The sequence below is a fragment of the Nocardia carnea genome (assembly GCF_029868325.1).
In the GTDB taxonomy this organism is placed as follows: Bacteria; Actinomycetota; Actinomycetes; order Mycobacteriales; family Mycobacteriaceae; genus Nocardia; species Nocardia carnea_C.
The window spans coordinates 1-11,556 of record NZ_JARWNW010000205.1; the positions used below are offsets into that span (position 1 = coordinate 1).

Below are 11,556 nucleotides of genomic sequence, written 5' to 3' on the forward strand. Positions count from 1 at the left end.
CTCCCCCCCCCCCCCCTCCTGCTGCCCCCCTCCGCTGGGGGGTGTGCCCCTGTCTAAAAAAATGTGGGCGCGGCCCGGGGTGTGGGGGCCCCCGCGCCTGTACCGTGAACGTCTTCGACGATCCCAGCGATCGCGAGTAACTCTTACTGCCCTTGGATTCCGAGACCGACCCCGAGATGGACGAATGCTCGCCGATGGCCTCCGAACGTTCCCGCAGGAAGTTCGCATCGTCGACGCCGCTGCCGAACACCTTGATATTGGCGGCCGACCACAGCGCGTTCATCCCGTCGTCGCCCCAGCACCGGGCGCCTTGGGCCCAGGACTGCAGGACGGTCATCACCACGATGCCGCGCGACCCGAAATGGCTGTACTGCTTGGGCAGATCCTTCCAGCGCACCACATTCGCGGCCTCGTCCAGCACGGCCAGCAGCGGAATCGGCAGCCGTCCGAACGCCGACCGGGAGGCCTTGCGCATAGCGACGTCGATAACGGCCTCGGTGAGCGCGCTGACCAGCGGGGCGGCGGAACCACGGCCTTCGAGAGAAAGGCTGTAGAGCGTGCCGTTGTTCTCGATGAACTCCAGCTCGTCGAACTGGCCCCGGTCCCTTTCGTTGGGATCCGTGCGCGGCGTCACCCATTTGTGCACATTCCGGAGTTTCAGGCAGCGCACCATTTTCTTGGCAGTACTGAATATCCCGCTGCGCGTCCGCGGGTCGGCGTTGTACTGCGCGCTCAGACCGGACGCCGAATAACGATGCCCCGCATCGCCCAGCAGTGTGACGGGCTCCTCGTCACTCGGGTTCGTCACCCATTCCCAGATCTGGGTGATGGGTCGCCGGGCGACCGCCGCGGCCAGGAACAGGCCTGCCAGCAGATCTTCGGCCTCCGGGTCGAAGAAGTTGTCCTTGCCGGAATCGGCACCGCTGTCGGCGTCGGCGAAGTGCCCGGCCAGCCGCGCCGCCCGCATCTCACAGCCGTCACTGTGCGCGTCCACCCAATCCAGCGGGTTCCAGTACCAGGTGGGTTCCTCGGCCGCGACGCCCTGCGGATCGAAAACGAACGTCCGGCTGCCCTTGGCTTCGCGGACATCCCTTGTGGCATCCACGACGTCGCGTTTGTTGGAGGTGGCCAGGACCGGCCCGATGGCGCTGAGGATCGCCGGAATGACCCGTGAGCTGGATTTCCCCTGGCGCGGGCCCCAGATATCCAGGTGCAGATCCTCGTAGGAGCCGTACAGCATGGAACCATCGGCGACAGCGACCCCGATGGGCACTCCCGGCGAATCGTCGGAACCGAGCCGCACACCGAGCTGTCCGGCCTTTTCCCGGACACCGGCCTCGGTCAGCGCGGCGATGGCGCCGCCGTTACCCATGACATCGGCCTTGTCGTCCACCGCCAGCCGGCCGATACTGCGTTTGGCCGCGGCCCGCCGCCGCCACAGGACGAACCCGATCAGCGCGGCAACCACCAGCACCAGGATCACCGTGGCACCGGTGGGCCAGCGCAGTTCGCCCTTGACCATTCCCGCGACGATAGCGATCGGATTGACCGGCATATCCTGCTTCTGCAGCGAGAGCATATTGCCCAGATGCAGCGCCGCCCACACGGTTCCCAGGACCGCGCCACCCACATATATCGCGATGAGGGCCAGGTCCGGGCCGGGGACGGCCGGATCCTTCACCGGTTTCTTCTTCGCCATACCTGCCTCCTCAGTGGTCCCCGCCCGTGGTCACCGGTAACCGTCGAGCCGCCAGCCCGCGGGCGTCTGCACCACGGTCGCGATCACGGTGGCCGGCGCCAGGGGTTCCTCGCGGCCGTCCGGGTAGACAACGGTCTGCTCGATTCCGATCTTGTACTGCCGCACAGCGGGATCCGGTCCGGCGGGCGGCCGGTCCCCGGACGCGAAGGTGAACGATTCGACCCGCGCGCCCGCCGCCGCCCATTCACCCCAGCGCAACGAAACACCGGGCACAGCCGCGGTATCCGTGGTCGCGTCCAGGACCCGGACCAAGCTGGGGCCCAGGAATCTCCGCGCCCGCTCCAGCGAATCGCCCGGAACCTCGGTAGCCGGTTCCCACCGGTAGATCTCCCGCAACGCGGCAACGGCCACTCCGTCGGGTGTCGTGGGATCCGGTGCGGGGACGGCCTCCAGCCGCCGCGGGGTGGAAACGGCCGGTCCGCCTGCCGTTCCCGCGTCGTCACCACCGCCACAGCCGCTCAGCATCGTGATGCCCAGCATCAGCGCCACCACCAGTCCCGCACCGGCACTCGTCTTCCGGTTCCAGGTTAACCGCCACGACGCCGAACGAGTCGCCGATCCGCGCGTGTTCACAGCACCCTCCTCGCTCGGGCATCGCCGGGTACCGGCGCCTCGGCCACCCCACCCGCGGCCTCCGCCGTCACCGCGGGGGCGGCATGGATCATCTGCCCGTTACCGGCGTAGATCCCGACCCGGGCGGGACCGCGTTCGGCGAATTCGCTGAAGACCAGGTCGCCCGGCTGTATTTCGCTGATCGATACCTCGGTTCCGGCCTCCCACTGCTGTTCCGCGGTGCGGGGTAGCGAAACTTCGCCACCGGAGGCGGCGAATACCGCGGCCGAGGTGAGCCCCGGGCCGTCGAGTCCACCGCTGCTGGGCCCCTGTGGCCCGCCACCACCCCAGACGTACGGGGTGCCCAGCCATTCGTGTGCGGCGCGCACGATCTCGTCGCCGGCGCCGGCGCCGGTATCGGTATCGGGGGTGAAGCGGCCGGAGGCGCCCGGGGCCCGGTATTCCGCCTCCATGGCCAGGATATTCGCGACGTACGGCTGGGTTTCCGAATAGTGCGCGGCAACCTGGTTGGGCATCCCGCCGGAGGCCAGTACCGCCCCCTCGCCCGCGTTGTAGGCGGCCAGCGTCAGCGCGGCCACATCACCGTGCACGCGGCCCTCGGCGATCCATCCGTTGATCTTGTGCGCGATCGCGCACATATATCGCCCCTGGCCCATGATGGCGTCACCGTCGTCCCATACGCTGGCCACCCCGTTACCGTCGGCGTCGATGACATAGGGCTGCCCGTCGTCGGGGTTCGTACTGGTGGCGGTACCGGGCAGGAACTGCGCGAGACCCTGTGCTCCCGCCGGCGAGGTGAGGCCGCGCCGGAAACCGGATTCCTGTCGGCCCTGTGCGGCCAGCAGTGACGGGGTGACCTCCGGGCACAGGGAACCCGCCCGGCGGTACCAGATCTCCAGTTCCGGCGGCACCTTCCCGTCGGCCAGCGCCCCACCGGGCGTACCGAAACCACGGACGCACTCCGGGTCGGTCGAATAGGCCCGCGCACCGCCGAGGTCGGGAGTCGGCGCGCCGTCGAGCCACGGCACCGGATCGATCTGCCGGCCACCGGTGAACCGGCCACCGGGCACGACCTCGAAATGCAGATGCGGACCGCTGGATTCCCCGGCCGAGCCGACCGCCCCGATATGCTGCCCGGCCCGCACCTGCTCCCCCACCTGCACCAGCACCCCGTGGTCCCACATATGCCCGTAGACGGCCGAAAACGCCCGGCCGTTACGCGGATCGGTGGAATCGACCACGATCCAGTTCCCGAATCCGGACGCCGGACCGGCGGCCACCACCACCCCGTCGGTAACCGAGAAGATGGGTGTCCCGTCGGGCGCCGCCAGGTCGATACCCTTGTGGCCGCCGCCGCGTGAGCCGAAGACATCGGAGACCGAGAAGGTTCCGGCGGCCATCGGCCAGGTGCGGTCCAGCGGCCCCGCGTCGGCCGCGAGTGCGGGTGTTGCGGTGGCGGCGGGGTTGGCGGTGGCACTCGGGATATCGCCCGCTGCCCGCGGGTCGTCGCCCGGCGGAACCGATCCGCTCGGGTCCACCACCGAGCCCCCTTCGCAGGGGTCGTCGACGGCGGGCAGCACGATGACCAGAATCACCGTCATCAGCCCGAGTACCAATCCGAGCGCTGTCCACAGCACCGATTTCGCGTTCACGGCCGCGCCTGGTTCACGTGTGGCGCCGGCTTTCGTTCAGGGTGTCGGCCAGCGCCCGGTTCACTTCCGCGGCCGCGGCCAGCTGCTGTTGCAGCAGGGTGACCTTGCGCCGCAGGGCGGCCGCATCCATCCGGTCCAGACCCGGTCCCTCCGCGGCCCGTACCCAGTTGCGCACCGAATTCGTGTGCACCCCGATCTGTTCGGCCACCACCCGGCACGCTTCCGATTCGCTGCGCAGTTTGCCGGTCAGCGCGACCACCTGTTTCACCGCCGCGGCACGCACTTCGGGCGATACCCGCCGATACGACCGGTGCGGCATCATGAACCGCTCCCTCCCCCGGGATACACACCGTCGCCTGCCGTGGTCTCGCGGGCGCCGGCGCGGCCCGGATGCGCGGTGAATTCGTCGAACCGCTGGTTGGTGTCGTGGATCCCGCTGAGTTTCTCGGCCGCGGTGAATTCCATATGGAACGGGATACCGGGCCGGCGATCCTCACCGATCTTCAGCAGGAATTTGCCGGTCCCGGGCGGGGAGGGCCGCACCTGGCCCGGTTTGAGCGCCTCGCCGGTCAGTGCCTGGGGAGCCGACCAGCTGGTCACCATCTCCTCCTCGGCAGCGGTGAACGGCACCGTACTGTCCAGCCGTTTGATCTCCTCGGCCGGCAGGGCGCCGAAGATCTTGGCCCGCGCGCGTTCCAGGAAGCCCAGCGCCTTGGCGATGGCCGCCTCCGACCCGAGCGATTGCAAATCCTTGATGGTGTGGCTGATCATGATCAGCGCGGTGGCGATACCGCGCTGCAGGCGGGTCAGTTCGTCCACCCGGTCGACCATGAAATCGCCGAGGCCCAGTACCTGCCACAGCTCGTCCATCACCACCTGGAAGTACCGCTGCGGGGCCATCCCCGCATCGGTGAGGGTGTGCGCCGCCTCCACCGCCGCGAAACCGTCGGCCCAGCAGGCCAGCATGACGGCGGCCTTGAGCTTCTTGTCCCCGTTCGGGATATGGGAGACATCGATGCATACCGCCACCGAATCGGTATCGATCGGCACCGTGGTCTGGCCGTTGAACACCGCACCGAACGGCCCCTGCGTGAGGGCACGCAACGAACGCCGCAGCCCCCGGATCGCCTCCTGGTATTCGCTTCCGCTGTCGGCGCCGGCGTCCAGCATCATCTCCTCGCCGCCGGCGACGATGACTTCCAGCAGGTCCTCCATGATCGGCGGGCTGTCCGGGCTGTACCCGCTGCCCGGCCGGTACAGGATCCCGAGTGCGGTGGAGATCAACGTCTCCTCGTAGTCGCGCACCCGGGCTCCGCGCACGAGTTCCACCAGACCGGCGATCAGCGTGACCTGGCGGGCATGTAGATCCTGCAATACCTGACGCTGCAATTCGGGGTGCTCGGCCAACCGCGGCACGATATCGCCCAGGACCCCGCCGGCCAGTGGATTGAGTTTGCCGTGCCCGTACCCCAGGTCGATCACCTGTCCGCCGACCAGCTCCACCAGACGCCGATAGTCGGGTTTGACATCGGCGAGGATCAACGGGGTGATGCTCTGCGCGACCCCGCCCAGAACGATCCGGCGGACCAGCGACGACTTACCGAAACCGTTGAGCCCCAGTACGAAAAGGCTGGGTGCGGTGATGAAGCTGCCGCGCATGAACCAGTTCATCGGGTCGAAGCAGACGGGCGCACCGGTATGCAGATGGGAACCCAGCGGGGTTCCGATCAGCGGTGCCCCGGCACCGACGGACCACGGCCACAGCCCGGCCACCTGCGCGGTCGTGGCCCGGTATTCGACCGGGCGGCCCACGACATTCATCCGGCCACCGCCGGCTCCCGCATAACCACGCTCGGTCAACTGTGCGGTCTGCCGGTCGAAACCGTCCTGGAATTCCTGTTCCGCGCGGGCCTCGTAGTTGCGGCGGCGGATATCGTCGGTGCGGACCCGGAAGGTAGCCCAGGCCGCGCGTAATCCGGCGCCCTCCCGGCTGAGCTCCTCGAGCCGGGACCGGGTCGCCGGATCGAGCAGCGGCGGACCCGACTGCTTACGTTTTTCGGCCCGGACCTTCGCCCGGCGCGCGGCCTTGTCGAATTCCGGGGTACCCATCGCCCGGTCCGCGGTCGTATCGACCCGCGCGCGGCGCGCCCGTTCCCGGCCGGCCGCACCCCGTTCGCGCGGGACCCGGCCGCCCGGATCGGCGTTGCGCGAGGCCGCGCCGCGTCGTTCGGTACGCGAGCCGCTGCCCTCGCGCCGCTGACCGGCCGCGGAACCGGGTTCGGTGTCCCGGCCGCGCCGGTCCTCGTCCCGGCCCGCTCGTGTCCGTTCGCCGGTGGCGACCCGGACCCGGTTCCGTTCCCGCAAAGGGGGCTCGTGCTCGCGTACCATCAGTCGTTCACCCTGCCAATGCTTTCGGAATGGTCGCGTGCTCGGGCAGGATCACCCCGCAGCCGAGCGATGCCGCGAAGGCCGCGGCCTGGTAGCGGTAGCACCGGCGGATCTTCAACCGGGCCTGGGTGGACAGGTCACGGGTGATGGCTTCGATCCGCGGCAGATCGCCGCGCATGGGTTCGGTGATGGTGACCAGCGCGCCGAACCGGGTGACACCGTGCCCGCGGGCCTGTTCCTCGCGGGCCTGCTGGGTCGCACCGACCCGCAGGGTCGCCGAGGCCGATACCACGCCACGTTCGCTCTGCTGCGCGACCAGGGCGTTCTTGAAATCGTCGTCCACGATCTCGGCGGCGTCGGCGGCCGAATGCGGCCGGTACACGATGGCGATCCGCTTGCGCGGCACCTCCGGGTTCGGGGCGAGCAGGCGCTGCAGAACCCGTTCGTCCACCGCGCCCTCGGGTGCGGTATCCATCTCCCAGGTGACCGACCGGCCGCCGTCGTGGATCAGATGGTCCCATTTCTCGTCGTGCGATACCGGGCCCGCATCCGCCCAGTCCAGGCCGTGGCCTTCGGGTTCCCCGGCGGCGACCTCGAGATCGGCCTGCGAGGCCGGATCGTAGCTGCGCCGGATGAAACCGATGACCTCCTCGGCCGACATCGGCTGGGCGCGCACGCCGGCCTCGGCGAGCGCGGAGCAGATACCGGGCAGGCGGCGGCCGATTTCGACTGCTTCCTCGGCCGGGTTCTTCCGCCGTTCCGCGGTGGTCGCCTTGAAGGTGATCGCAACCCGCGGCAGCAACTGCACCCGTTCCTGCGGAAGTTCGGTGGCCAGTTCGTACATCACCTGCTGGGCGAGGTCGGGCGATTCCGGCCGGGTGATCGTGGAAACCTCGGTGAGCAGCCGGTTCCCGGTCTCCGGCACGGTATCGATCACCGGGACGACGGCGACGATATCGCTGGTCTGCCCGACCGACGCCAGGAATGTGCCCCAGGCCGAAACCCAGCGGTCGATCACCGGCTGGTCCACTGCCTCGTGCCCCTGCGGCCATGCGCGCAGCACCACCGTGTACTGCGCGAACTGTGGTAGGTGGATCATCCCGAAGCTGTAACCGCCGGCGTCGATACCTTCGTAGAGTTTCGACGGGGCGAGCAAACCGGGCAGGCGGGTGAAACCGCCGGGTACCCGGGAGAAGCGGCCGCCGCGGTACACGTGCTCGCCGCGGCTGCGTGAACGCATCCAGTGGAACATCATCAATCCCGTCTCGTAGCCCGAACGTCCCCCGTGCCGCATGACCAGGGGCGCCATGATCACCACACCGGTCCCGCCCACGATGGCGCCCCATTGGAAACCGCCGACCATGGCGACGACCAGTGCGGTGATGACCACCACGAAGCCGAGCACGGTCTCTTCCCAGCGCAAGCCGAAAAGTCCGGCGCTGCGCGGTTTCTGCCACAACCCGTAGGAGCGGCGTTCGTAGGTTTCGGTGCTCGTCATCGCGGGATGGTGCTCCTACCGAGGTCGGGGGAACGGTTGGTCCAGCGGTCGCCCGCGACATCGCCCATGGCTTGATCGGCGCGGGACATCCCGGAGGTCGCCGACCGGGCGGCGCCGATTCCGCTGGCGACGCGGGACGAACCGGACGGTACACCGCCGCCGCGTGGCGGTTCACCCGGCCGTTGCGGTTGCGGTGCCGGGGCACCTCCTCCACCGCCTCCGCGAGGTGGCGGCGCCGGCCGCGGGGCGCCGCCGCCGCGTCCGCCTCCGGGCGGCGGGGGACCCGCTGCGCCGCCGACGTATCCGGCGCGCCCCGGGGCGGCCGCACCCTTGGCGCCGACGGCCTTGGTACCCATGGCCCCCAGCCCCGCCGCGGCGAGCAGTGTGCCACCGGTCGCGGTCAGACCCGAGCCGCCGCTGCCCACGATTGCCACCGCCGGCGTGACCAGGCGCATCAGCGCCGGCAGGACGAACGCGACGCTGCACAGGAGCACGATGGCGACCAGCATCCGCTGGGCCTCCTCGGCTTCGGGCAGACCACCGGCGGGGGTCATCTCGTCGACGTGGCCCGCGGTGGTGAACGCGATCATGTACACGATCGCGGCCACGGGTTTCCACAGCATGAAGGCGATGATCCAGCCGACCAGTTTCTGATACGACTGTTTACCCGTATTCATCCCGGACGCCGCCGCCGCCAGCGGCAGTACACCGGCCGCGATCACCAGCAACCCCTGGCGCACGATGGCCAGGACGATCTGGGCGAGCGCACCGAGCAGGCCGACAATGGCGATGATCAGTACCAAGCCGGGTGAGAAAGCTTGCAACTTACTGGTTTTCACCATGAGCTCGGCCATGTTGCGGGCGTTGCCGTCGGTCGAATCCTGGATTATCCACTCGGCGAACCGGTCCGAGGCCACGGTACCGGCGACGATGACCGCACCGAGCATCCAGGAACTGAACACCACTCTGGTGAACATCCGGAACGATTCGGCCGCCTCGTTCATCGCGGCACCGCGTCTGGCTTCGGCCAGGCGTAGACCGGTGATGATGATCGAGGCGATCAACAGCAGTATCTGCACCTGGTAGGTGTAGTCGTTGATCTTGGTGAACAACGTGCCCGAATCACTGGCCACCTCGTTGGGCACCTTCATCCAGAAGGTCAGAGCCAGGATGATGGCCTCACCGAGGCCGTTCATCAGCGAATCGACCACCTTGCCGAAGGTCGAATCCCACGCCTTGTCCTTGACCGCGGTCGCGGCTTCGCCGGGATGGGCCGCCGCGTTACCCGCCTTGCAGACCGCCGCTGCGGCATCGCCCAGCGATATCCCCGGAATACCGAGATCATCGAGCGCGTCGTGTATCTCGTTGCAGGTCTGATCCCAGCCGTAGGGCTGGCTGTTGGCCACGGCCGGAGTCGTGACCATCACGGTGAAGATCACCGCGAAGATGGTGACGAATCGTCTGGCCAGCGATACCCGCCGGGAAACGGCCGGATCCGGACGCCGATCGTCGGAGCCGCTGTCCTCGCGCACTACCTGAGCTTCCACTTTCCGTCCCAACAACGGAATCACCATCGAGTCCAACCCTCCAGCGATTCGACATACTCGGTCTGTGTGTTAGGCGAGGTGGTGGGCTTCAATCGCCAATCACCCGCATCCCACACCATGATCAGCCGCATGGTCACCCACACCGGTTTCCCGTCCAGCGCCGGAGCGCGCAGCGCCAGCCGCACTATCGCCATATCGTCGGCGTAGTCGTCGATCTTGAACGCATCGGAGGCCACCAGGTACCGGGTGACCGATTCGGGCTGCTGCTCGGGCAGCGCATCCGCTTCCAGGGCCTTGTCGTAGGCCGCGATCTGCTGTGCCGAAACCCGCACCTGCCGCACGTACAGGTCGCGGTGAGCGGGCCGGGCGTTGAGCCGATAGGTGATCTGCGCGGCGGCCAGCGCGGCTCCCTGCGGTGTATGCGAATATCCCACTGCCAGACCGTCTTCGATCCGCTGCGGGCCATCGGAGGTGGAGAACGGAACCGAGGCGCCGTATACCCGCTGCCAACCCCGCGGCGCGGTGGTACCCGCCGGGGCAGCCGTGAGCCAATCCGGATCCGACGGATTGCGCTGCGGCGACGGATCCTGCGGCAGTACCTGCCCCGCCGGGTTGTTCGGAATATCCACCCGGCGGTTGAAAACGTCTATCTCCGGATCGGCGAACCCCTCACCCACCGCCGGCGCAGGTGCCGGGCCGGCCACGGGCTCGTCGTCGCGTCCGGTCCACATGACGACGCCCACGACCACGATCAGCGCCAGCACCGCCGCGGACGCCACGACACCGAAGGAGACTCGGTCACGCTGATAGGTCTCCTTCCCGCTCACTTCGGTGCCTCCACTTTCACTGTGTCACTCGGTATTTCACCGACGGGTTCGATGGGTCGCGCGGTCGATTCCGGATCCGGCAGCCGTAACCGCCAATCGTGGGCGAACCACTCCACCGTCGTATGGTTCACGGCCTTCGAACTGTCCGAATACTCGCTGTACACGTCCACCGCTGCCCGCTGATCGGTGTACTCGGTGATCCGGTACCCGAGTAGCCGGGGCGCGTACACCGGATCCGCGGGCCCGCTGATGGACACCTGCACCCGGTTCACCGCCCACTCGTCCTTCGCCGGCCCCGGAACCACTTCGCGGGCAGCGATATTCGACCATTGACTGTCATCGGCCACCGACAGTCGCACGGCATGCACCATCGCCGCAACCCCCGCGCCGGTCGGCGAATGATCGAAACCCGTTGCCGCACCGTCGTTTTCCGCAGTAGGCCCTTGATCGGTACGCGGCAGCGGCACACCCTGGAAAGGCTGCCAGCGCACATTCGTCGGCGGCGCGGACAGATCCGGCGGCGCCGCCGCCTCCCCTCCCCCACAGCCGACGGCTCCGGTCAGTAGTACCGCCGACAGCAATCCGGCAGCCCGTAACGCACCGAACCGCGGCGCGGCCGGTGTCTCGGTCGAATTCATCCGCAGGTCGTTCCCCTCGCCTCGCCCCGGCTCATCCCGGCAGGAACGCCAGGGCGATACCGGAGGCGGTACTGGCGACGGCCGCTCCCAGCAGACTCATGAGCACGCCGTGCGAGGCGTCGTTCATCGCCAGATCGCCCTTGAAGGTGAGCCACAGTTTGCCCGCGGAGACGATCAACCACGCCAGACAGCCCATGAGGACGAACCACAGCAGCCAGTTCAACAGCTGCATCAGCGGTTCCAGCACCTCGGCCGGCATCTGCTTATAAGCGAATACACCGGCCGCCCCGACCAGATCCATCTCTACCTCACGTTCCGATGACGGCGTTCATGATGGTGCCCGCGCTGGTGGCCACCACGCCGCCGATCATCGCGCCCGCCACCATCTTCGGAGACTCCAGACCACCACCGGTCCACTTCTCCCACGCGAACTTACCGCCCGCGTAGACGATGCCGCAGATACCGGACAGCAGCACGAACCAGGTGAGATAGCGGACCAGCTGCAGGATCTTGTCGGAACCGGGCGGCGCCTCCGGGGTCGGATTGCCTATCTGCGCCAGTACGGCCGTGTCGTAGACCTGGTGAACCGCCAGAAGTACGGTGCTCATCGGGTGCCTTTCTCGATAGCTGAGGTGCAACATTGGGTCCGCGCGAGCGCGGGGAGCACGGAACAG

At 68.2% G+C, this 11,556-nt stretch carries 11 protein-coding genes; all 11 read right to left on the reverse strand.

Translation table 11 applies throughout. The features are described from left to right. On the reverse strand, window positions 1–1,699 hold a 1,699-nt coding region (locus tag QH196_RS16970), incomplete at its 3' end, for a type IV secretory system conjugative DNA transfer family protein (RefSeq protein ID WP_280416772.1). Between the two features lie 30 nt (window positions 1,700–1,729). Then, complete coding sequence (locus tag QH196_RS16975) at window positions 1,730–2,332, reverse strand: hypothetical protein (protein WP_280416773.1); 603 nt, start codon at window positions 2,330–2,332, stop codon at window positions 1,730–1,732. Then, on the reverse strand, window positions 2,329–3,984 hold the full coding sequence (locus QH196_RS16980) for a peptidoglycan DD-metalloendopeptidase family protein (protein ID WP_280416774.1): 1,656 nt from the start codon (window positions 3,982–3,984) through the stop codon (window positions 2,329–2,331). The genes QH196_RS16975 and QH196_RS16980 overlap by 4 nt, the downstream gene beginning before the upstream one ends. Window positions 3,985–3,997: 13 nt before the next feature. Next, entirely contained in the window at window positions 3,998–4,306 is a 309-nt protein-coding gene (locus QH196_RS16985; protein ID WP_062974105.1) for a transposase, read from the reverse strand. After that, the gene (locus QH196_RS16990) at window positions 4,303–6,372 is read right to left on the reverse strand and encodes a hypothetical protein (RefSeq protein WP_280416775.1); all 2,070 of its coding nucleotides are present in this window, start codon (window positions 6,370–6,372) and stop codon (window positions 4,303–4,305) included. The genes QH196_RS16985 and QH196_RS16990 overlap by 4 nt, the downstream gene beginning before the upstream one ends. Before the next feature lie 7 nt (window positions 6,373–6,379). Further along, on the reverse strand, window positions 6,380–7,870 hold the full coding sequence (locus QH196_RS16995; RefSeq protein WP_033241577.1) for an SCO6880 family protein: 1,491 nt from the start codon (window positions 7,868–7,870) through the stop codon (window positions 6,380–6,382). Then, window positions 7,867–9,444, reverse strand: coding sequence for a hypothetical protein (locus tag QH196_RS17000; protein WP_280416776.1), 1,578 nt, complete (start codon window positions 9,442–9,444; stop codon window positions 7,867–7,869). Before QH196_RS17000 ends, QH196_RS16995 begins: the two co-directional genes overlap by 4 nt. Next, window positions 9,438–10,244, reverse strand: coding sequence for a hypothetical protein (locus QH196_RS17005; RefSeq protein ID WP_062974107.1), 807 nt, complete (start codon window positions 10,242–10,244; stop codon window positions 9,438–9,440). Before QH196_RS17005 ends, QH196_RS17000 begins: the two co-directional genes overlap by 7 nt. After that, entirely contained in the window at window positions 10,241–10,882 is a 642-nt protein-coding gene (locus QH196_RS17010; protein ID WP_280416777.1) for a hypothetical protein, read from the reverse strand. Before QH196_RS17010 ends, QH196_RS17005 begins: the two co-directional genes overlap by 4 nt. Before the next feature lie 31 nt (window positions 10,883–10,913). Next, on the reverse strand, window positions 10,914–11,183 hold the full coding sequence (locus tag QH196_RS17015) for a hypothetical protein (protein ID WP_280416778.1): 270 nt from the start codon (window positions 11,181–11,183) through the stop codon (window positions 10,914–10,916). A 7-nt stretch (window positions 11,184–11,190) separates the two neighbouring features. Continuing rightward, on the reverse strand, window positions 11,191–11,490 hold the full coding sequence (locus tag QH196_RS17020; RefSeq protein WP_033241574.1) for a hypothetical protein: 300 nt from the start codon (window positions 11,488–11,490) through the stop codon (window positions 11,191–11,193). Window positions 11,491–11,556 lie beyond the last annotated feature (66 nt).

Excerpts from the sequence above, each read along its gene's own strand:
- QH196_RS16985 (WP_062974105.1), bottom strand. The coding sequence starts at position 4,306 with ATGATGCCGCACCGGTCGTATCGGCGGGTATCGCCCGAAGTGCGTGCC.
- QH196_RS17000 (WP_280416776.1), bottom strand. The coding sequence starts at position 9,444 with ATGGTGATTCCGTTGTTGGGACGGAAAGTGGAAGCTCAGGTAGTGCGC.
- QH196_RS17020 (WP_033241574.1), bottom strand. The coding sequence starts at position 11,490 with ATGAGCACCGTACTTCTGGCGGTTCACCAGGTCTACGACACGGCCGTA.
- QH196_RS16990 (WP_280416775.1), bottom strand. The coding sequence starts at position 6,372 with ATGGTACGCGAGCACGAGCCCCCTTTGCGGGAACGGAACCGGGTCCGG.
- QH196_RS17010 (WP_280416777.1), bottom strand. The coding sequence starts at position 10,882 with ATGAATTCGACCGAGACACCGGCCGCGCCGCGGTTCGGTGCGTTACGG.
- QH196_RS17015 (WP_280416778.1), bottom strand. The coding sequence starts at position 11,183 with ATGGATCTGGTCGGGGCGGCCGGTGTATTCGCTTATAAGCAGATGCCG.
- QH196_RS16995 (WP_033241577.1), bottom strand. The coding sequence starts at position 7,870 with ATGACGAGCACCGAAACCTACGAACGCCGCTCCTACGGGTTGTGGCAG.